General features: G+C 42.2%; 23 protein-coding genes. 19 read left to right on the plus strand and 4 right to left on the minus strand.

The window, feature by feature from the left end; translation table 11 throughout:
* Positions 1-197: 197 nt before the first annotated feature.
* The gene (sigK, locus tag CSV77_RS02205; RefSeq protein ID WP_085133471.1) at positions 198-896 is read right to left on the minus strand and encodes an RNA polymerase sporulation sigma factor SigK; all 699 of its coding nucleotides are present in this window, start codon (positions 894-896) and stop codon (positions 198-200) included.
* A gap of 155 nt (positions 897-1051) precedes the next feature.
* Between sigK and CSV77_RS02210 the strand changes: the two genes are divergently transcribed.
* The 11 genes from CSV77_RS02210 (at position 1052) to CSV77_RS02260 (ending at position 9617) form a co-directional block, all read left to right on the plus strand.
* Entirely contained in the window at positions 1052-1567 is a 516-nt protein-coding gene (locus CSV77_RS02210) for a YqeG family HAD IIIA-type phosphatase (protein WP_099672118.1), read from the plus strand.
* 2 nt (positions 1568-1569) lie between these two features.
* On the plus strand, positions 1570-2670 hold the full coding sequence (gene yqeH, locus CSV77_RS02215; protein WP_199171301.1) for a ribosome biogenesis GTPase YqeH: 1101 nt from the start codon (positions 1570-1572) through the stop codon (positions 2668-2670).
* A gap of 21 nt (positions 2671-2691) precedes the next feature.
* Complete coding sequence (aroE, locus tag CSV77_RS02220; protein WP_099672119.1) at positions 2692-3513, plus strand: shikimate dehydrogenase; 822 nt, start codon at positions 2692-2694, stop codon at positions 3511-3513.
* Positions 3514-3515: 2 nt separating this feature from the next.
* The gene (gene yhbY, locus CSV77_RS02225) at positions 3516-3806 is read left to right on the plus strand and encodes a ribosome assembly RNA-binding protein YhbY (RefSeq protein ID WP_099631637.1); all 291 of its coding nucleotides are present in this window, start codon (positions 3516-3518) and stop codon (positions 3804-3806) included.
* 10 nt (positions 3807-3816) lie between these two features.
* Positions 3817-4401, plus strand: a complete 585-nt coding sequence (locus tag CSV77_RS02230; RefSeq protein ID WP_099672120.1) for a nicotinate-nucleotide adenylyltransferase — start codon at positions 3817-3819, stop codon at positions 4399-4401.
* Complete coding sequence (gene yqeK / locus CSV77_RS02235) at positions 4376-4948, plus strand: bis(5'-nucleosyl)-tetraphosphatase (symmetrical) YqeK (RefSeq protein WP_099672121.1); 573 nt, start codon at positions 4376-4378, stop codon at positions 4946-4948. Before CSV77_RS02230 ends, yqeK begins: the two co-directional genes overlap by 26 nt.
* Positions 4949-4951: 3 nt before the next feature.
* The gene (gene rsfS / locus CSV77_RS02240) at positions 4952-5296 is read left to right on the plus strand and encodes a ribosome silencing factor (protein ID WP_099631640.1); all 345 of its coding nucleotides are present in this window, start codon (positions 4952-4954) and stop codon (positions 5294-5296) included.
* Positions 5293-6033, plus strand: coding sequence for a class I SAM-dependent DNA methyltransferase (locus CSV77_RS02245; protein ID WP_099672122.1), 741 nt, complete (start codon positions 5293-5295; stop codon positions 6031-6033). Before rsfS ends, CSV77_RS02245 begins: the two co-directional genes overlap by 4 nt.
* Before the next feature lie 68 nt (positions 6034-6101).
* Positions 6102-6761, plus strand: coding sequence for a helix-hairpin-helix domain-containing protein (locus CSV77_RS02250; RefSeq protein ID WP_233212153.1), 660 nt, complete (start codon positions 6102-6104; stop codon positions 6759-6761).
* 13 nt (positions 6762-6774) lie between these two features.
* Complete coding sequence (locus CSV77_RS02255; protein ID WP_099672123.1) at positions 6775-7338, plus strand: ComE operon protein 2; 564 nt, start codon at positions 6775-6777, stop codon at positions 7336-7338.
* Between the two features lie 218 nt (positions 7339-7556).
* Positions 7557-9617 carry a DNA internalization-related competence protein ComEC/Rec2 gene (locus tag CSV77_RS02260; RefSeq protein ID WP_158232001.1) on the plus strand — a complete coding sequence of 687 codons (2061 nt, stop codon included), beginning with the start codon at positions 7557-7559 and terminating at the stop codon, positions 9615-9617.
* A 59-nt stretch (positions 9618-9676) separates the two neighbouring features.
* On the opposite strand, the gene CSV77_RS02265 is transcribed toward CSV77_RS02260, so the two are convergent.
* Both CSV77_RS02265 and CSV77_RS16825 read right to left on the minus strand, forming a co-directional pair.
* Positions 9677-9811, minus strand: a complete 135-nt coding sequence (locus CSV77_RS02265) for a YqzM family protein (RefSeq protein ID WP_029054667.1) — start codon at positions 9809-9811, stop codon at positions 9677-9679.
* A gap of 174 nt (positions 9812-9985) precedes the next feature.
* Positions 9986-10150, minus strand: a complete 165-nt coding sequence (locus tag CSV77_RS16825; RefSeq protein WP_158232002.1) for a hypothetical protein — start codon at positions 10148-10150, stop codon at positions 9986-9988.
* Between the two features lie 102 nt (positions 10151-10252).
* Here CSV77_RS16825 and holA point away from each other — a divergent pair, with 102 nt between their 5' ends.
* A complete protein-coding gene (gene holA / locus CSV77_RS02270; protein ID WP_099672125.1) occupies positions 10253-11260 on the plus strand; it encodes a DNA polymerase III subunit delta in 1008 nt (335 codons plus the stop codon).
* Positions 11261-11310: 50 nt separating this feature from the next.
* Here the strand turns inward: holA and rpsT are convergent, their stop codons facing one another.
* Positions 11311-11562 carry a 30S ribosomal protein S20 gene (gene rpsT, locus CSV77_RS02275; RefSeq protein WP_099631645.1) on the minus strand — a complete coding sequence of 84 codons (252 nt, stop codon included), beginning with the start codon at positions 11560-11562 and terminating at the stop codon, positions 11311-11313.
* A gap of 194 nt (positions 11563-11756) precedes the next feature.
* On the opposite strand from rpsT, the gene gpr reads away from it, so the two are divergent.
* The 7 genes from gpr (at position 11757) to dnaK (ending at position 20365) form a co-directional block, all read left to right on the plus strand.
* Positions 11757-12794: a GPR endopeptidase gene (gene gpr / locus CSV77_RS02280; protein ID WP_099672126.1), complete on the plus strand. Its 1038-nt coding sequence runs from the start codon at positions 11757-11759 to the stop codon at positions 12792-12794.
* A 53-nt stretch (positions 12795-12847) separates the two neighbouring features.
* On the plus strand, positions 12848-13648 hold the full coding sequence (spoIIP, locus tag CSV77_RS02285; RefSeq protein ID WP_233189626.1) for a stage II sporulation protein P: 801 nt from the start codon (positions 12848-12850) through the stop codon (positions 13646-13648).
* Between the two features lie 83 nt (positions 13649-13731).
* Entirely contained in the window at positions 13732-15555 is a 1824-nt protein-coding gene (gene lepA, locus CSV77_RS02290; protein ID WP_099637321.1) for a translation elongation factor 4, read from the plus strand.
* A 72-nt stretch (positions 15556-15627) separates the two neighbouring features.
* Positions 15628-16767 (plus strand): radical SAM family heme chaperone HemW, encoded by a 1140-nt coding sequence (gene hemW / locus CSV77_RS02295; RefSeq protein ID WP_099672127.1) that lies wholly within the window; start codon positions 15628-15630, stop codon positions 16765-16767.
* 90 nt (positions 16768-16857) lie between these two features.
* On the plus strand, positions 16858-17913 hold the full coding sequence (gene hrcA / locus CSV77_RS02300; RefSeq protein WP_099672128.1) for a heat-inducible transcriptional repressor HrcA: 1056 nt from the start codon (positions 16858-16860) through the stop codon (positions 17911-17913).
* On the plus strand, positions 17910-18491 hold the full coding sequence (grpE, locus tag CSV77_RS02305) for a nucleotide exchange factor GrpE (protein ID WP_099672129.1): 582 nt from the start codon (positions 17910-17912) through the stop codon (positions 18489-18491). The genes hrcA and grpE overlap by 4 nt, the downstream gene beginning before the upstream one ends.
* A gap of 38 nt (positions 18492-18529) precedes the next feature.
* The gene (gene dnaK / locus CSV77_RS02310) at positions 18530-20365 is read left to right on the plus strand and encodes a molecular chaperone DnaK (protein WP_099672130.1); all 1836 of its coding nucleotides are present in this window, start codon (positions 18530-18532) and stop codon (positions 20363-20365) included.
* Positions 20366-20404: the final 39 nt, after the last annotated feature.

Consider the following 20404-nt stretch of genomic DNA (forward strand, 5'->3'; position numbering starts at 1 on the left):
GTAAACAGACTAGCAGTTCATTTGGTTGATAGGAGGGATATTCAATGGGATTCTTAATGGGTGGAGTGTTTATTGTCACAGCATTATTAGCAGCAGTTATTTTACGCGAGGTTAAAGCTGACTGAGAAAAGAAACAAAGCGTTTCCGATGTGCGGGGGCTGTGGGCCTCTGTTGCACAATCGGAAACGCTTTTTGTATTATTGATACTCATGTTTGAATGATTGATATAATTTGACGATTGCCCGTTTCTCGATACGTGAAACATAGCTCCTGGAAATATTCAGTTGCTCGGCAATTTCTTTTTGTGTCATCGGCTGATCATCCAGCAAGCCATAGCGTCTTTGAATGATTTCCAACTCGCGGGAGTCTAGTTTATCCAAATGACGGTAGAGTCGCTCTTTTTGTTCATTTTGTTCTACGGTTGTTTGTGGGGGTATGTCGTTTGTTTGAAGGAGGTCCGCGATTTCTAGGGATTGGCCATCTTTATCCATGCCGATTGGTTCGTAGAGAGAAACATCTTTTTGCACCTTTTTCTGTGTTCGTAAATACATAAGAATTTCATTTTCTATACAGCGAGCTGCGTACGTTGCGAGCTTGGTTTTTCGATCTGGTGTAAAGCTGTTGACAGCTTTCATCAGACCGATCGCTCCTATAGAAATATAATCATCAAGAAGTTCATGCTTCGGCTGGAACTTCTTGACGATATGGGCGACCAAACGCATATTGTGTTCAATAAGTTCATTACGTGCACTTTCATCACCTTCAGCTAATCGTCTCAGGCACTCTGCTTCTTCTTTCTTGGACAATGGACGAAGGAAAGCTTGCCCTCTGATATAACCGATTAGCGCGGGGATCTCTAACCATAATTGCATGACGGCCAGGAAAAACCCGCTCATGTGACCACCTCCGATTATTAGTAGTTTACTCTATGCAAACGACGGAAGGTCTATCACTGACAAGAAATGCGATAAAATCAGACATAGTTGTGCGTGCATGCTGCACAACTATGTTATAATCAGACAAGAATTTGTTGTAGGGCGGAGAGGATAATGTGTTAAATCATTTTTTACCGAGTGCTTATGTAAAATCCGTTTTGTTGATTAAACCGGAAGACCTTCTTGAAAAAGGTTTTAAAGGGATCATTACAGATTTAGATAACACACTCGTTGAATGGGATCGTGCGGATGCTACGCAAGATATTATGGCGTGGTTCAAGTCTATGCGCGATGCCGGCTTGCAAATCACAGTTGTTTCCAATAACCATATTGAACGCGTCAGTCACTTTTGTGATCCATTAGGCATTCCGTATATTTGCGAAGCGCGTAAGCCGATGAAAAAATCATTTCATCAGGCACTTGCTACATTGGGCTTGCCCAAAAGAGAAGTCGTCATGATTGGCGATCAATTGTTAACGGATATCTTGGGTGCAAATCGAGTGGGACTGCAGTCGATATTAGTTGTCCCTGTCGCAAGTTCCGATGCGACCATTACGAAGTTCAACCGTGCGATTGAACGACGGATTATGGCAAGGTTTAAAAGAAAAGGATTACTTACGTGGGAGGACTAAATTTGGAATTGATCAAGTGTATTGGATGCGGTATTACGATCCAAACGACGGATAAAACAATGGAAGGCTATGCGCCACCGGCTTCATTGGAAAAAGAAGATGTCATATGCCAACGTTGTTTTAAATTACGAAACTATAACGAATTACAGCCAGTATCCTTATCAGGAGACGACTTTTTAGCGATTTTAAACGGAATCGGTGAAAAACAAGGCTTGATCGTGAAAGTGGTGGATATTTTTGATTTCAACGGTAGTTGGATCAATGGATTACATCGCTTTGTAGGTAAGAAGGATATTTTATTAATTGGCAACAAGGCAGATATCCTACCGAAAGCGATCAATCCGCAACGAGTGAAAAATTGGATGAAGACAGAAGCTGCAAAGTTAGGTCTCAGACCAATTGACGTATTGCTTGTGTCTGCTGTAAAAGGCAACGGCATGAGTGAAGCACTTGACGCGATTGAGAACTATCGTAAGGGTAAGGACGTTTATGTAGTTGGCTGTACGAATGTAGGCAAATCTACTTTTATTAACCGGATCATCAAAGATGCGACAGGCATGGACGATGTAATTACGACGTCTTATTTCCCAGGAACCACTCTGGATGTGGTGGAAATTCCCTTGGATGACGGAAAAATGCTGATGGATACACCGGGTATTATCAATGATCATCAAATGGCCCATCACTTGGATCCTCATGATTTGAAGTTGATTACACCGAAGAAAGAACTCAAACCGAAAGTCTATCAGCTGAATGCTGAACAAACATTATTCATTGGCGGACTTGCACGTTTTGACTTCATTCAAGGTGGTCGATCTTCTTTCAACATTTATGCAGCAAACAGTTTGCCAATTCACCGGACGAAGTTGGAAAATGCTGATGAATTGTACAAAAACCATCTCGGTGACATGCTATCTCCACCAGGACCTGCATCACTTGAGAAGTTGCCGTCACTTGTACGTCATGAATTTTCGATTAAGGAAGCGAAGACGGACCTAGTGATTTCAGGCCTTGGCTGGATTACGATTCAGCACGCTGATGTAAAAGTGGCTGTACACGCACCAAAAGGTGTGAATGTTGAAATCAGACCTTCATTGATTTAAGAGGGACAGGAGGAAGACCAGATGAAAAAATGGTATGCGGTTATAGGCGATCCAATCGCGCAATCGATGTCACCGGTCATGCATGATCAGTGGTTTAAAGAAAACGCCTTGGACGCAACGTATATACCGATTCATGCAACAGCGGGAAGCCTAGAGCAAACGATAAACAGCTTGCGTTCACTTGGATGCAGTGGCTTCAATGTGACAGTACCCCATAAGCAGGCGATTCTCCCTTTCCTAGACGAAGTAGACGAATCGGCAATGGTCATGAATGCGGTCAACACAGTATATCAAACAGATGATGGTAAACTAATCGGTGCCAATACGGACGGAGCGGGGTTCGTGAAGTCGCTAGAAGAGTTTTCAGATTCGGTAAAAGGCCCGGTATTACTTATTGGAGCTGGCGGCGCGGCTAGAGGTATCGCCTTTGCTTTGCAATCAGCTGGCTACGGACCACTTTATTTCACGAATCGTACCGCTTTACGAGCTGCGGAACTAGCGGCAGATATGAAGGATGGTCATGCGCTTTCCATTGAAGACGCCAGAGATCGTCTCGGCGAGTTTGGACTTGTAGTGCAAACGACATCCGTCGGTATGAACTTTGCACAAGAAGGACTACCGCTCGATCCGAAGAATGTTGCAAACGGTGCAATAGTAGCGGACATCATTTACAATCCGCTTGAAACAGAATTTTTACGACAAGCAAAACAAGCAGGTGCGAAGACGATGAACGGTATAGGAATGTTCGTTCATCAAGGCGCTCTTGCTTTTGAAAAGTGGACAGGCGTCTATCCTGACACGAAAAAGATGAACGATATGATTACAATGAAAGTTGGCGGGTAAACATGTTAACAGGTAAACAAAAAAGATTTTTACGTAGCGAAGCACATCATTTGGACGCATTATTCCAAATTGGGAAAAGTGGTTTGACTGACGCAATCCTCTTGCAAATCGACGAAGCACTCGAAGCACGTGAATTACTAAAAGTGAGTGTCCTTCAAAATTGCGAGGAAGATAAAAAGGAAATTGCCGAAAAGATTGGCGCGTACAAAGGTATCCACGTAGTCCAAATCATCGGTAACACCATTGTTTTATACAGAGAATCGACAGAGAAGAAGCGCATACAATTACCGTAAGGAGAATCAGATGAAACAAATCGGCATTTTGGGCGGAACTTTCAATCCGCCACACACTGGACATTTATTAATTGCCAATGAAGTGCGCTATGCACTACAGTTAGATGAAGTATGGTTGATGCCTACTGCAGTCCCGCCTCATAAGATTGCGACAGGCGATGCATCAGCTGAACAGCGCTTGCAAATGGTGAAACTGGCGGTAGATGAAGTGGAAGGCTTGCGTGCGTCATCATTTGAAATTGAGCGCGGTGGAGTATCTTTTACGTATGATACGATGTCGCAGTTAATACAAGATGAAACAAATGTTCATTTTCATTTCATTATTGGCGGAGATATGATTGATCAGTTACCGACATGGTACCGAATTGAGGATTTACTCGAAATGGTTACGTTTATCGGTGTAAAACGTCCAGGTGCTGATAATACTTCTGCAATCCGGGTACAATTAGTAGAAACACCACAACTTGATTTGTCATCCACATTGATCCGCCAACGTTTTGTAGAAGGTGGAACCGTGCAACTTTTGATTCCCCCGGCTGTCGAAGCTTACATTCGAGAGGAGAGATTATATGGATCTTCAACAAGTTCGAAATGACTTAGAAAAACGCTTACCTAAAGCGCGGTATGAACACGTACTGCGAGTCACGGAAACCGCAATGAAATTAGCTGAAGAAGTGGGTGTATCAGTAGAAAAGGCTGAAATTGCTGGCCTATTTCATGATTATGCCAAATTTATGGATAAAGATGAATTACTCGAATTACTGAAACGAGATGAAGAGTATGAACTCTATGCACAATACCACTCCGAATTATGGCATGCGCCGGTTGGAGCTATGCTTGCGAAAGAACGTTATGGTGTAGAAGACCAAGATATCTTGCAGGCTATTCGTTTTCATACGACGGGACGTGCAGAAATGAGTGAGCTAGAGAAAGTGATCTATATCGCTGATTTAATCGAACCAGGCAGAAAGTTTCCGGGTATCGAAGAGCTACGCCAACGTATAGACGGAGAACCGCTGGAAGATCAAATGACAGAATGCATCCAGCATACATTTAAATTTTTAGTTCAGCGATATGCAGTCATTTTTCCCCATTCATTTGATTGCTATAATGAACACGTACGTAGAAGAAAGGAACAGTGAAATATGCCAACATTATTGGAATTAGCTTATGAAGCAGTAGATAGTAAGAAAGCAGAAGACATCGTAGTATTAAACATGGAGGGCATTTCACTAATTGCTGATCAATTCATCATTTGTCATGCTAACTCTGAAAGACAAGTACAAGCCATCGCGCGCGAAGTAGCGGATGCGGCTTCAAAAGAAGGTTACACAGTGAAACGTTTGGAAGGATTCGATGCGGGTCGTTGGATTCTAGTCGATCTTCTCGATGTAGTCGTGCATGTATTCCATAGAGATGAACGCGGATTCTATAACTTGGAAAAGCTATGGGGAGACGCACAGCTACTAAACGTTGAGGATGAAGTATGAGTTCTTCCTATTCAGCGTTCGCATCAATTTATGACGAACTAATGAATGATATCCCGTATGACGCCTATGTCGAGTTACTCGATTTGGCGTCTGCTGGCGTTTTCGGGAAAAAAGTATTGGATATAGGGTGCGGTACGGGTGTACTTTCTGCGAAACTTGCTAAAAAAGGGGCATACGTAACAGGTATTGATCTCTCCGCTGATATGCTCGGGGTCGCTTCACAACGTGCGCAGTCACTTTCACTAGATATTCAGTTTATCGAACAACCTATGCAGCGACTAGAGGTGGAAGATACATTTGATGCTGCCATCATCTCGATCGATTCCTTGAATTATATCATCCAGCAGCAAGATGTCGTGGAAACGTTTCGCCGAATTTATGGTGCGCTTGCTACAGGTGGAGTGTTGCTGTTTGATGTGCATTCATTATATAAAATGGATGAGATTTTCCTTGAAGGACCGTTTGTTTATGATAATCAACGTATTGCATATATTTGGCAAACTACCCCGGGAGAAGAGAATCACTCGATTTATTCTGAGCTGGCGTTTTTCGTAAAACAAGAAGATGATTCCTATCAGCGTTTTGACGAAGTACATAGGCAACGAACGTTCGCGGTGCCGGAATACGTTCGAATGCTTGAAGAAGTTGGATTTCGTATTGAACGGGTTTTTGCGGATTGGGAAGATGAAGCACCTGAAGAGGAGAGCGAAAGAATATTCTTCCAAGTTCGAAAATAGGACTACCATAGTATTTCGGAATCAGGTATAGTTAATAAGACTCCATACGGTGCTGAAAGAAAGGATGGTTGCTTATCCGTTCATTCCTTACCGAAAAATGGCGTACATTGATCATTCCTATTGCAGCATTCGCTGTACTTTCCACTGTTTTGTTCTTTCCCCGAGAACAGCCGGATCAACTTTCCGAAGAACATGGACAACCCCTATTTGAACCAATCGAATCTATGGAAACTACTGTGCAAAATAAAGAACTGGAAGCGCCTATTGAATTAGTCGCGGAAGCTGTCTCTGTTGCGATTCTGGTAGATGTTAAAGGTGCTGTGAAACATCCCGGACTTTATTCGATGCAAGACGGTGACCGATTACTTGATGCGGTCGATAAAGCAGGAGGCTACACAGAGGCCGCTGACACTAGGTTGTTGAATCACGCCCAAAGATTGCAGGATGAATCTGTCATCTATGTGCCAATCGCGGGAGAAGAGCCACCTGTATACGAGCAACCGGCGTCATCTTCCTCAATGGACAGTTCCACAGCAAAAGTAAATATCAATACCGCAAATGAAAGCGATTTTCAGACGCTTCCTGGCATCGGCCCAGCCAAAGCTATGGCGATTGTCCAATATCGGGAAGAACATGGACCTTTTTCGCAATTGGACGGAATAAAAAGCGTTTCAGGTATTGGTGACAAGACATTTGAAAAATTAGAACCACTTATTATTCTTAATTGATGGAGGCAACCGTATGGAGCGAATTACTTGGGATCAGTTCTTCATGGCGCAAAGTCATTTGCTGGCGATGCGCAGCACGTGCACGCGACTCTCGGTAGGATCCATTTTAGTACGCGATCAACGCATTATTGCTGGCGGCTACAATGGCTCGATATCGGGCGGAGATCATTGTATTGAACACGGCTGTTACGTCGTAGATAATCATTGTGTTCGGACGATACACTCGGAAATGAATGCATTACTACAATGTGCTAAATATGGTATACCGGTTGCAAAGGCGACCATTTATGTCACTCACTTCCCGTGTTTACAGTGTAGTAAAGCATTGATTCAAGCGGGTATTGAACGCGTTAAATATGCCGCAGATTATCGAAACAGTGAGTATGCACTTGAGTTATTTGCGCAAGCGGGTGTGGAGATTGTAAAAGTGCCGTTTGACGAGCGTTCTATTGACTTCGCCAGTGAAGAGAAATTTTCATTATTCAACGAAATGTTGACGAAAATGCAGGAACTTGGCGCTGAACCTGAAGAACTGGATACCCTTTTGCAAAGGGTGAATCATTTATTTGGCAATTAATCCGATCGATACGATGGATGTATATAGCGATTCCTGTTGCGATATCTGCGTTTGCAGCTGAGCTTTCAGGATCGCTTTTATTTTTGAATGTAGTATTCCTCATACCGTTCTACTTTTTACGCAAAGATTATCTACACCTTCTTCTTTGCTCACTTATTGCAAGTCTCTCCTTTTTCTATTTCTCAAGTCAATTTACATCACTTCCTGAGGACTCAGTCGTGACCTTTCATTGGAAAGATCAAGTGAAAATCGATGGCGCTAAAGTGAAAGGTTTCGCTACTCTGACTGATGGCACGGTCGTCTATATGATGTATTCATTCGCTTCCGAACTACAAAAAAGTCAATTTCAGTCTGCGCGATTAGCAACATATCAGTTCACGGCTGAAGTGGAGCCGAAAGAACTGGAACCAGCGGCCCATGACTATTCATTCGATATGGCACGCTATTTACGAATGAATGGCGCGGCGGGAATTCTAGAAGCCACCCGGATCACGTCGAGCGTACCCCTCACAACACTGCGTTCGCGACTCTCTCACTATCGTTCTGCAATCAAACAACATATTCATAATCAATTTCCACCTTCACTTGTTACAGAAGCTGAAGCATTATTGATTGGTGACCGTTCGGGAATGGATCGTATCTTGCAAAAAGAGTATCAGACGCTTGGTATTACGCATCTCTTTGCAATATCGGGGTTGCATGTCGGTCTATTGACGTTTTTCATTCGCGCGATTTTGTTGCGTATCGGTTTTCGAAAAGAGTGGGTGACTTACGGATTACTCATGTTCTTACCAATCTACGCATGTATTGCGGGCGGAGCGCCGTCTGTCTGGCGTGCATCAACGGTGACAATGATTGTATTGCTTGCTGTTTCAGGCAATTTTAAATTGCGCCTGGACGATGCTCTTGCTTTGAGCGCGTTACTTTTTATCGTCATGCAACCTTATATCGTCTTTCAACCGGGATTTCAGCTCTCGTATTTAGCTGCGTTTTCTTTATTGTATTCGTCAGCTATTCTTAGCCAAGCGAAAAATGGAATGTTCGTTTCATTTTTTGTTACGGTCATTACGCAAGTCGCGCTTTATCCTATTTTGCTGTATCACTTCTACGAGTTATCAATTTCTTCTTTTATTGCGAATTTGTTCTATGTTCCGTTGTATTCTATAGGTATTTTGCCAGCTAATTTACTATTGCTGATCTGCACGTTTGTCGCACCACCGCTGGCAACACTCCTTTTTATAATCTATGAGCCTGTGAGGCAGTGCATTGGTAGTATGACAACTTGGTTAGCTTCCTTTCCCTACCAAATGTGGACGCCCGGACAACCGGATGGCGTGGGCTCAGCGCTTGCCGTTCTGGGTATTCTCATTTTCCTAGTCTGTCTGGAAAGAAAGAAATTCGTCATGGTCGGTGTTATTTGCTTATTACTCCCAGCGCTCTACTTGGAAATTAAGCCGATACTTCACCGTGATGCGGTCATTTCCTATGTTGACGTCGGGCAAGGGGACAGTACGATAATCGAAATGCCCTATCGGAAAGCAGTGTATATGATAGATACAGGTGGAGTGGTTCGTTTTGGCGAAACGGATTGGAAGACACCCGAGCAGCCTTTTGAAATTGGACGAAATATCGTTGTGCCGTACTTAAAAGCGAAAGGGATCACGAAAATCGACCGGCTGATCATATCCCATGCTGATCTAGATCATATGGAAGGTGCCGATGAAGTATTGGAAGAGTTAAAAGTAAAGGTAATTCATTTGCCGCCTGGGAGTGAACAGGAGAATGTGATGGATGAAGTGTTGAGATTGGCAAAAAAACAGAACATTCCAGTGCAATTAGTTAGGGATGGGGTTAATTGGAAAGAGGAAGGCTATCAATTCCAATATGTAGCACCTGAAGAGCGAATATATGACGGTAATGATAGTTCACTAGTACTTGTAATGAAGCAAAAAGATCTTCATTTCATCTTTCCAGGAGATCTAGAAAAAGAGGGGGAGCAGCGGTTTTTGCAACGATATAGTTTTGCTGATTTTCAACGTGTCGTATTGAAAGCCGGCCATCATGGAAGCAAGACGTCGAGCACAGAGTCATTTATCAACTTTCTTCAACCTGAGTTTATTATTGTATCGGCAGGGAGAAATAGTCGCTATGGACATCCACATGAAGAAGTAATCGACCGCTTCCGTGAACATGGTATTCCTTTTTGGTCGACTGCTGAGCAAGGAACTATTGAAGTGCGTGTGATAGACGGAGTGTATTCCGCCACTTCGAGTCGTTAGAAAAACAAATAGACACATCCCCCAAGTTGGTGGATGTGTCTATTTTATACAACAGTTGATTAGAGTGCGACGATATCGATGATCGTAGCAACAACAAAAATTGCAGAAAAACCGATAAACGCTACTATAAAGCCGATGCCGCTGTCAATCGCATCATTACGTTTGGATTGGACATCATGTTCAAATTCATTCATTGCTACACCTCCTAATTCCATACTAAGTATAGATGAAAGTGAAAGAAAAATCCATTAAAATCGCAGTTTTTAGGAGTTGCAACGTACGTTGACACAAATTGTTCATAGAGTAAGTGAATTATTCGTTACAAGAGCGGAGTTGCTTATAGCAAATTCCGCTCTGTCTTTTTGGAATCAATAATATTTATCCTTTTCTGCTGTCTCCCGATGGTTCGGAGTCATCGGTTCCTGTTTCGGTGCTAAATGTTCGAGCTCTGTTAACTCTAGGGATATTTCTTCTTTCACTACAGGCTTCGAATGTTTACGGGAATTTACTTGTGGACGGTCAGACTTTTTCATCAAAAAACCTCCTTTACATGCTAGTATGGAGATATGATTGATTTTCATGTATAGTTATCACAGGTTTTTAATAGCAAGCAATCGGTAATTGAGGTGAAGAAAGTGGTTACAAAAATTTGGAGTCAAATTGAAAAAGGTGATGTGCAGCCAGTTTATCTTCTGACAGGCACCGAGCAACACTTACTGGACGAAACAATTAAAAGATTAATTAAGGCAGTGCCGGGTATGACATCGTCTGATGTGAATCGATTTGATTTAGAAGAGATTCCAATTCAGGCTGTGCTCGAAGTGGCGGATGAATTTCCGTTTTTAGTCGACCATAAATTGATCGTCGCAAAAAACTGTTCATTCTTAAAAGCGACGGATCATTCGAAGGAAAAACAAAATCATCAACTTGAACTGTTGGAAAAGTGGCTAGAAAATCCATCTCCTACGGCTACAGTAGTGTTTGTCGCACCTTATGAAAAGCTTGATGCACGAAAGAAAATCACGAAAAAAATAAAGAAACATGCTGTTGTCGTAGAAGCGATCGCGTTACAAGGGCAAGATGTATTTACGTGGATTATGCAGCAAGGTAAAGATAAAGGTATTGAATTCGATAAAAGAACAGCTGAATTTCTTATGGAGCTGTCTGGAACCGACTTACTGACATTGTCAACTGAAATCGATAAGCTAGCTGGCTACTTAGCGTTTAAGGGCACGGTGGATATCAATACAATTGAGCAACTAGTAACTAGGACACCTGAGATGGACGTATTTCGCCTAACGGATTTATTTGTCAATAATAAACGGGCAGAATCCATCGCTGTCTATCATGACTTAATACGTAATGGGGAAGAGCCGATCATGCTGGCGTCACTCGTTGCGAGTCAAGTGCGTTTAATGATTCATGTGTCAAATTTACGGAAAAAAGGTTATCAACAACAACAAATCGCTACAACGCTTCGGATCCATCCATATCGTGTTAAATTGATGATGCAACGAAAGCTACCCTCTTTGGAAGTGTTGCTTAAAGCATTGGATAATTTGGCGACTATTGATCTGCAACTTAAAACGACGGGTGGTAATCGTCAGCGTAAATTGGAATTATTTTTAATGAATGGACTATAAGAACGCAAAAAAAGACTGCCGTCACAATGAGGCAGTCTTTTAACATATCATTATTGAGCTTTTTTAGTTAGACGTGATTTTTGACGAGCAGCAGTGTTTCTTGGGATAAGACCTTTACGGGCAGCAGTATCCAATTGTTTCACAGCATCTCTCAAAAGTTCTTCAGCGTTCTCTTCTTTATTAGTAAGAGCCGCATCCGCTTTACGGATTGCAGTACGCATAGAAGCTTTTACGTGAGAGTTTTGCTCGTTAGCAGCAGCACTTTGCTTCACGCGTTTAATAGCACCTTTAATGTTTGGCATTTCATTCACCTCCAGCTTTCAGGTAAGGCAAGAGTGTTTCCACAATCATCCGGATATCTCTTTACAACAAGCATAATTTTATCAAAGCTACCGACAGATTGCAAGAAAAAAAGTAAAGCGATTCAACTTTACAGTAATCTATTCGAGAATAAACGCCGGTAAATTGCACAAACTTGTTAGTAGAGGTGAAGAAAATGAGTGAAATCAATTACTACCGTACGGATTTAATTGATGAAAGTGATGAGTTTGTCAGACATCAGACCGAGCAAGAGGAAAAGAAATTAAAGGAAATGTCCGGAATACATGTCGAAGAACAAACAATCGGTCGAATTAAGGCGACTACTGTAAAAGTGACAGCGGAAGGGGAAGAAGAAATCGGGAAAGCGAAAGGTACATATATTACGCTGACGATTCCAACACTTGCTGTTCACGAAATCGAGGAGCTTCAAGTATTATGTAAACTTGTGGTAGAAAAAATGGACACATTGATTAAAGAAAAGTTACCGGGCGGCATAAAAAAAGTGTTGTGTGTTGGTCTTGGCAACCGAGAAATTACGCCAGACGCAGTGGGACCCGCTGTTATGGATTATGTGAAGGAAGTTATTCCAGATTATTACGAAGCAGATGAGAGTGGTGTCATGGTGTATGCGCCGGGTGTAACCATTCAGACTGGTTTGGAAACTGCTTCTTTTGTTAAAGCGATTGTAGATCAAAGTAAGCCGGATCTATTGCTTGTCGTTGATGCGCTTGCTGCAAGGAGTAGCGCAAGGCTTTGCCGCACGGTTCAGCTGACGGATACCGGTATTCATCCGGGCTCGGGTGTAGGTAATAGCCGCAAAGAGCTATCGGAAAAAAGTCTTGGCATCCCTGTGATTGCCATAGGTGTACCGACAGTGGTGGATGGACCTGTACTAGTGGCGGATGCTATTGATACGATGTTCGGCTATATCGCAGCGAAAATAGAAGAAGATGGCATGCCTTCGTCAAAACTTTCAACAGGTCGGTTCCCCCAACGTTCAACAAAAGATGCGGATCGCACAGCGCTTGGCCCCATATTTGGTGATTGGTCATCATGGACGCATGAAGAACGAATCCAATTATTTGAAGAAGTGCTGACAAATCAGGAATTGGCGACATTTATTTCACCAAAAGAAATTGATTCATGGGTCGCAAATTACGCCATTGCATTATCTTCTTCATTAATTACCTGGATTCACAAAGTAAATGAATGAACTAGTCATTGACCTTTTTTCTTCCGCATAGTGTGGAAGATGGAGGGATTACTATGAAAAAAACTTTGCAAATCTGGATGAGCGTTATTTTTGTATTGTTCATCTTTCCTGTCGTCTTGCAGTACATTCCCAAACAGCCAACCATTTCCACTGCCCTCTCGTTAAAGGAACCGAGCACAATTGTCTATGCATCCAATGTATTGGAGGAAGATATTCGACCGAAGATAGAAGGGAATGTGTTGATTTATTCGACCCACTCACATGAAGCGTATGAACCTATTACGCAAGCAGCGAACGGAAAAGTGGCGGTATCCCATCATTCAGAGAATATTTTAAAAGTGGGCGAGCGGCTAAAAGAAAATTTAATTTCACATGGCCTAGCAGCAGAACAGCTCGATATCGATATTGTGAAAATCATGCAACAAAAGAAGATACCGTATCACCGTTCGTATGCTGCGATTAGACCCTATGTGGAAAAGAAGGTTAACGAGCAATCTTATGATTTAGTCATCGATATGCACAGAGATTCGCTCGGCCCTTCAAAAACAACGATCACACATGCCGGTCAACGCTATGCAAAAGTGGCATTTGTCATTGGAAGAGACCATCCGTATTACGAACGGAACTTGGCCAAAGCGAAGCAATTGAAAAATGAGATGGAAAAATTAGTGCCTGGCATTACGCGGGAAATCATTATTAAAGGTGGCCGTGGAGTAGATGGTAAATACAATCAAGATCTAAATACCAGCATTATATTAATCGAAATGGGCGGTGTGGGTAATACGGAAATGGAGCTCAATCAAACGATCTCTGTCGTTGGTGAATCTATTTCCGCTATGATGATTGTGCAATAATCTTTCAAATATTGAAGTCTGAACCGTTCACTGCTATAATTCAAGTAGCTTAAATAGGTACGTACATGTAGGAGTGAACAGTGATGAATCAAGAGCAGAGAGCAACACGTCAAAAAAACATTCGAAATTTTTCTATCATTGCCCATATCGACCACGGGAAATCAACGCTGGCGGATCGGATACTAGAAAAAACAGAAATAGTGAAAACACGTAACATGAAAGCCCAATCATTGGATTCGATGGATCTAGAACGTGAGCGCGGTATCACCATTAAATTGAATGCCGTTCAGTTAGTCTATACAGCAAAGAATGGTGAAGACTATACATTCCACTTGATCGATACACCAGGACACGTCGACTTCACATATGAAGTTTCAAGAAGTTTAGCTGCTTGTGAAGGCGCTATTCTTGTAGTAGATTCTGCGCAAGGCATCGAAGCGCAAACATTGGCGAACGTTTATCTAGCGCTAGACAATGATTTGGAAATATTACCTGTTATTAATAAAATCGACCTACCGGCGGCTGATCCAGACCGTGTGAAAAAAGAAATTGAAGATGTGATTGGATTAGACGCATCCGAAGCAGTTTTAGCTTCCGCGAAAGCCGGAATAGGGATTGATGAAATCCTGGAACAGATCGTAGAAAAAGTTCCAGCACCACAAGGAGATCCGGATGCGCCACTAAAAGCGTTGATCTTTGACTCTCACTATGATCAATATAAAGGTGTTATCGTCAATATTCGTATCGTAGAAGGAAAAGTAAAGCCTGGCGATATGATTCGCATGATGGCAACGGGTAAAGAATTTGAAGTACTGGAACTAGGTGTCTTCACTCCAGGTATTTCTCCACGTGATGAATTGACTGTAGGAGATGTAGGATTCTTATCTGCCTCCATTAAAACAGTAGGCGATACACAAGTAGGGGATACGATTACACTTGTCAATGATCCTGCCGAGGAAGCATTACCAGGTTACCGTCGTATGAATCCGATGGTGTTCTGCGGACTGTATCCAATCGATACATCCAAATACAACGATTTGCGTGAAGCGCTTGAAAAGCTCGAACTAAATGACTCTGCGCTTGAATATGAGCCAGAGACATCACAAGCGCTAGGTTTCGGTTATCGTTGTGGTTTCCTAGGACTGTTACACATGGAGATCATTCAGGAGCGAATCGAACGTGAATTCAAGATCGATTTGATCACGACAGCACCTAGCGTTATTTATAAAGTAAACTTAACGGACGGCTCGACGATGAACGTCGATAACCCATCGATGATGCCTAGTGCACAAAAAGTAGACTTTGTCGAAGAACCATATGTTAAAGCTTCGATTATGGTACCGAATGATTACGTAGGGTCCGTAATGGAGCTCTGTCAGCGTAAACGTGGGGATTTCTTGACGATGGATTATATGGACGCATCCCGTGTCAATATTATCTATGAACTGCCATTAGCTGAGATTGTTTATGACTTCTTTGACCAATTAAAGTCTAGTACAAAAGGGTACGCATCACTGGATTATGAATTGATTGGCTATAAACGATCGAAACTCGTTAAAATGGATATTTTGTTAAATGGTGAAACTGTTGATGCGTTAAGCTTTATCGTGCACAGTGACTTTAGCTACGAACGTGGGAAGGCGATTGTTGAGAAACTGAAGTCGTTAATTCCAAGGCAACAGTTCGAAGTGCCTGTCCAAGCGGCAATCGGGCAGAAAATCGTTGCACGTTCAACCATTAAATCTATGGGTAAAAACGTCTTAGCAAAATGTTACGGTGGAGATATTTCTCGTAAACGTAAATTGCTTGAGAAACAAAAAGAAGGTAAGAAAAAGATGAAGCAAGTTGGCTCTGTGGAAGTTCCACAAGAAGCGTTCATGGCTGTTCTTAAGATGGATGAAGAATAATTAAATTCAGCGAAAAGGGGGCAAACCGCCCTCTTTTTGCTGTTTACATACTCAAACAAAGGATGTGACAGCATGCGGGGAGTGTATATCCATATACCGTTTTGCCAGCAAATTTGTCATTATTGCGATTTCAATAAAGTATTTCTAAAAAATCAACCCGTCGATCAATACATCGAATCGATTGGCAAAGAATTTTATTATATGAAAGAAGCCGGCTTTTCATTTCAAGAAGTGGAAACTGTCTTTTTAGGCGGTGGCACACCGACGGCACTCAACGTTCCTCAGCTCGATCGGTTACTGACAATTGTTTCACAGTATATCGACGTCACGGCATTGAAAGAATTCACAACAGAAGCAAACCCTGATGATTTATCGGAAGGACAACTTTCTATACTGAAGGAAAGTGGCGTAAATCGCTTGTCGATCGGCGTGCAAACTTTTAATGAACGATTACTGAAACAAATTGGGCGAACACATTCTAATGAGGACGTGGAGAACGTTATTCAGGCCGCGCGTAAAGTCGGTTTCGAAAACATTAGCATTGATTTAATGTACAGCCTACCGACTCAAACACTGAAAGAATGGGAAGAGACAATTGATCGTGCATTAGCGCTAGATCTGCCTCATTACTCTGCCTATTCTTTGATCGTAGAACCGAAAACCGTCTTTTATAATCGAATGGTCAAAGGGAAGTTGCCATTGCCAGGAGAAGACATGGAAGCAGAGATGTTCGCCATGGTGATGGATCGCATGCATGCAGCAGGTCGCGATCAATATGAAATCAGTAATTTTGCTAAACCTGAACATCCTTCGTTTCATAACCTGATTTATTGGGAAAACTCCAACTATGCAGGTATTGGTGCAGGCGCCCATGGTTATATTGGCAACGAGCGTTATGCGAACGTCGGACCGTTGACGCATTACATTAATCTATTGGAGGAAGGAAAGTTACCTCGTAAAGATGTGCATGAAGTAACTCTTGCCGAATCGATGGAGGAAGAAATGTTTCTTGGTCTACGAATCATTGAAGGAGTATCGATGCAAGAATTCGAGCAGAAATTCCAGCGTCCTATTCATCAAGTATTCGGTAAACCGATAGAAAAAATGCAACAACAAGGACTTTTAGAAATCGATGGAGATCATCTCCGCTTAACTAGAAAAGGTGTTTTTCAAGGGAATTCGGTATTTCAGGAATTTTTATTGGGAGATTGAGTTTGATTCGTTGACATATAAAATAGAATTTGATAAATTATGAGTAGTATTAGCACTCGAGGTTAATGAGTGCTAACAGGAGTGATGATCATGTTGACAAACAGACAATTGCTCATACTACAATTGACAGTGAAAGATTTTATCGAGTCTGCTCAACCGGTTGGTTCGAGACAACTGTCGAAAAAGCCGGAAGCGCCATTTAGTTCGGCAACGATTCGGAATGACATGGCGGATCTGGAGGATATGGGTTATTTAGAGAAGACTCACACATCATCTGGAAGAGTGCCTTCCGAAAAAGGCTATCGGTTCTTTGTGGACCATTTATTGCAACCACAAGCTTTAGGCCTGGAAGACAGCTTGCAGTTACGTACGATGTTTCAGGAGAAAGTGGGAGAATCAGAAGAATTAATTCGGAAATCCGCAACCATTCTATCTGACTTAACGAATTATACGTCCATCCTACTTGGACCTGATACCTCTACGCATGCCGTCAAGAAATTCTCTATTGTTCCACTAGATCAAAAACGGGCAGTGGCGATTATCGTAACGGATAACGGACATGTGGAAAATCGGATCTTTGATGTGCCACCTGGTCTTACTGCTTCGGAAATTGAGAAGACGGTAAATATTTTAAATGAACGCCTAATCGGCACATCGCTAGTGCAGTTGCAGCAAAAATTACAACTCGAAGCGAAGCATGTATTTGAACAGCATATTCACCAAGCTGAACAACTATTCAGCTCATTGCAGCAAGCAATGGCAGTGGAGCCGGAAGAACGATTGTATTTTGGCGGAAAGTTGAATATGTGGAAACAACCGGAATTTCACGACTTCCAGAAGATGCAGGCATTTTTCGAACTAATAGAGAAAGGTAATCCTGCCATGGGGCTTTTCCAAAAAAACGAACAAGGGATCCAAGTTCGTATTGGTTCTGAAAATAATGTGATTGAAATGGAAGACTACAGCGTGATTACTTCCACGTACTCGGCAGGAGAGAATATGGAAGGTTCCATCGCAATTATCGGTCCGAAGCGGATGGATTACGGAAGAGTTATTACATTGCTCGATATACTAAGCAGTGATTTATCTTCCGCTCTTCATCAGTTAACAATCGGAAAAGACGGAAACGGGAGGCAAGACACGTGAAAGAAAATCAAGAGTTTGAAGAGCAACTAGATGAAAATCTTTCCGAAGATGAGCAAGAGCAAACTAAAGCGACAGAACAGCAAGATGTTGAAGAAATCGTCGAAGAGCTTACTTTAGAACAAGAGCTTGAGAAAAAGATCGATGAGTTAACAAAGGCTCTTGAAGATGAAGAAGGTAAGAAATTACGCGTAATGGCAGATATGGAAAACGTTAAGAGACGAGCTTCACTCGACTATCAAACGTTGCAAACATACCGTTCACAAAATGTAATGGTTAATATTCTGCCTGTACTTGATAACTTCGAACGTGCACTTTCAGTTGAAGCAAAAGAGGAAGAGACGAAGGCCCTCTTAACAGGGATGGAAATGGTTTATCGTTCATTACTAGAAGCTTTAAAGTCTGATGGCCTGGAAGAAATCGAAGCGCTTGATCAAGAGTTTGATCCAAACTTCCATCAAGCAGTAATGACAGGCAATGAAGAAGGAAAAGATTCTGGAATTGTTTTGGAAGAACTGCAAAAAGGATATAAACTGAAAGAACGTGTACTACGACCATCCATGGTTAAAGTAAACGAGTAAAAAATTACAGCATTCACATTATAGGAGGAAAATTACACATGAGCAAAATTATCGGTATTGATTTAGGTACAACAAACTCAGTAGTAGCAGTATATGAAGGCGGAGAAGCGAAAGTAATTCCGAATCCTGAAGGCAACAGAACATCACCGTCCGTAGTTGCATTCAAAAACGGCGAACGTCAAGTAGGGGAAGTAGCAAAACGTCAATCCATCACAAACCCTAACACGATCATGTCTGTTAAAAGACATATGGGTACGGACTACAAAGTAGAAGTGGATGGCCAAGAATATTCTCCACAAGAAGTTTCTGCTATGATTCTTCAATACATGAAGGGTTATGCTGAAGAATACTTGGGCGAAAAAGTAACGAAGGCTGTTGTTACAGTTCCTGCGTACTTTAACGATGCACAGCGTCAAGCAACAAAAGATGCTGGTACAATCGCTGGTCTTGAAGTAGAGCGTATCATCAACGAGCCAACAGCAGCAGCACTAGCTTATGGTATGGATAAAACGGATGAAGATCAAACCATTTTAGTATATGACCTAGGTGGCGGTACATTTGACGTATCCATTCTAGAACTTGGCGACGGAGTATTCCAAGTACGTTCAACAGCAGGTGACAATAAACTTGGTGGAGACGACTTTGACGACATTATCATTGATTACTTGGTACAAGAATTCCGTAAAGAAAACTCCATTGATCTTTCGAAAGATAAAATGGCTATGCAACGTCTAAAAGATGCAGCTGAAAAAGCGAAGAAAGATTTGTCTGGTGTAACATCCACTTCCATCTCTCTTCCGTTCATCACGGCTGGAGAAGCAGGACCACTACACTTGGAAATCACATTGACTCGCGCTAAATTCGATGAGTTAACAGCAAGCCTTGTAGAACGTTCTATGATTCCAACTCGTCAAGCACTAAAAGACGCAGATCTAACAGCTTCTGACATCGACCGTGTCATCTTAGTTGGTGGTTCTACACGTATTCCAGCAGTACAAGAAGCAATCAAAAATGTAACGGGCAAAGAGCCGTTCAAAGGCGTAAACCCAGACGAAGTAGTAGCGATGGGTGCGGCAGTACAAGGTTCAATCTTAACTGGAGACGTAAAAGACGTTGTACTTCTTGACGTAACACCTCTATCATTAGGTATTGAAACAATGGGCTCTGTTTTCACAAAACTAATTGACCGCAACACGACAATCCCTACGAGCAAGTCGCAAGTGTTCTCTACAGCAGCTGACAACCAACCGGCAGTAGACATCCATGTATTGCAAGGTGAGCGTCCGATGGCAACTGACAATAAAACATTAGGCCGTTTCCAATTGACGGACATTCCACCAGCACCACGTGGCGTTCCTCAAATCGAAGTAACATTCGACATCGACAAAAACGGTATCGTCAATGTTAAAGCGAAAGATATGGGTACACAAAAAGAACAGAACATTACGATCCAATCTAGTTCAGGTCTTTCCGATGAAGAAATTGATCAAATGGTGAAAGATGCGGAAGCTCACGCTGAAGAAGATAAAAAGCGTAAAGAAGAAGCAGAACTTCGCAACGAAGCGGATCAGTTAGTATTTATGGCTGAAAAGACACTTAAAGATATAGAAGGCAAAGTGGACGAAGCGGAAGTTAAAGAAGCAGAAGCGGCGTTGGAAGAATTGAAAGCTGCTAATGAATCTGGAGACCTTGAGGAAATTCGTTTGAAGAAAGAAAAACTTGACGAATTGGTACAAGCTCTATCTGTAAAACTATATGAGCAAGCTGCTGCAGAAGCGCAAGCGGCTCAAGGCGATGCACAACCTGGTCAAGAAGACGACAGTGTAGTGGACGCAGATTTCGAAGAAGTAGAAGATGACAAAGATAATAAATAAGTAAATTAAAATAGCTATTGACGGAAAAGTCAAAGTCCG

Source organism: Sporosarcina sp. P16b (assembly GCF_002743065.1).
Classification (GTDB): domain Bacteria; phylum Bacillota; class Bacilli; order Bacillales_A; family Planococcaceae; genus Sporosarcina.

What these genes read in the sequence shown, in the direction of transcription:
- sigK (WP_085133471.1), bottom strand. Translation starts at nt 896, where the DNA reads ATGAGCGGGTTTTTCCTGGCCGTCATGCAATTATGGTTAGAGATCCCC.
- aroE (WP_099672119.1), top strand. Translation starts at nt 2,692, where the DNA reads ATGAAAAAATGGTATGCGGTTATAGGCGATCCAATCGCGCAATCGATG.
- yhbY (WP_099631637.1), top strand. Translation starts at nt 3,516, where the DNA reads ATGTTAACAGGTAAACAAAAAAGATTTTTACGTAGCGAAGCACATCAT.
- CSV77_RS02230 (WP_099672120.1), top strand. Translation starts at nt 3,817, where the DNA reads ATGAAACAAATCGGCATTTTGGGCGGAACTTTCAATCCGCCACACACT.
- yqeK (WP_099672121.1), top strand. Translation starts at nt 4,376, where the DNA reads ATGGATCTTCAACAAGTTCGAAATGACTTAGAAAAACGCTTACCTAAA.
- rsfS (WP_099631640.1), top strand. Translation starts at nt 4,952, where the DNA reads ATGCCAACATTATTGGAATTAGCTTATGAAGCAGTAGATAGTAAGAAA.
- CSV77_RS02245 (WP_099672122.1), top strand. Translation starts at nt 5,293, where the DNA reads ATGAGTTCTTCCTATTCAGCGTTCGCATCAATTTATGACGAACTAATG.
- CSV77_RS02255 (WP_099672123.1), top strand. Translation starts at nt 6,775, where the DNA reads ATGGAGCGAATTACTTGGGATCAGTTCTTCATGGCGCAAAGTCATTTG.
- CSV77_RS02265 (WP_029054667.1), bottom strand. Translation starts at nt 9,811, where the DNA reads ATGAATGAATTTGAACATGATGTCCAATCCAAACGTAATGATGCGATT.
- CSV77_RS16825 (WP_158232002.1), bottom strand. Translation starts at nt 10,150, where the DNA reads ATGAAAAAGTCTGACCGTCCACAAGTAAATTCCCGTAAACATTCGAAG.
- rpsT (WP_099631645.1), bottom strand. Translation starts at nt 11,562, where the DNA reads ATGCCAAACATTAAAGGTGCTATTAAACGCGTGAAGCAAAGTGCTGCT.
- gpr (WP_099672126.1), top strand. Translation starts at nt 11,757, where the DNA reads ATGAGTGAAATCAATTACTACCGTACGGATTTAATTGATGAAAGTGAT.
- spoIIP (WP_233189626.1), top strand. Translation starts at nt 12,848, where the DNA reads ATGAAAAAAACTTTGCAAATCTGGATGAGCGTTATTTTTGTATTGTTC.
- lepA (WP_099637321.1), top strand. Translation starts at nt 13,732, where the DNA reads ATGAATCAAGAGCAGAGAGCAACACGTCAAAAAAACATTCGAAATTTT.
- hemW (WP_099672127.1), top strand. Translation starts at nt 15,628, where the DNA reads ATGCGGGGAGTGTATATCCATATACCGTTTTGCCAGCAAATTTGTCAT.
- hrcA (WP_099672128.1), top strand. Translation starts at nt 16,858, where the DNA reads ATGTTGACAAACAGACAATTGCTCATACTACAATTGACAGTGAAAGAT.
- dnaK (WP_099672130.1), top strand. Translation starts at nt 18,530, where the DNA reads ATGAGCAAAATTATCGGTATTGATTTAGGTACAACAAACTCAGTAGTA.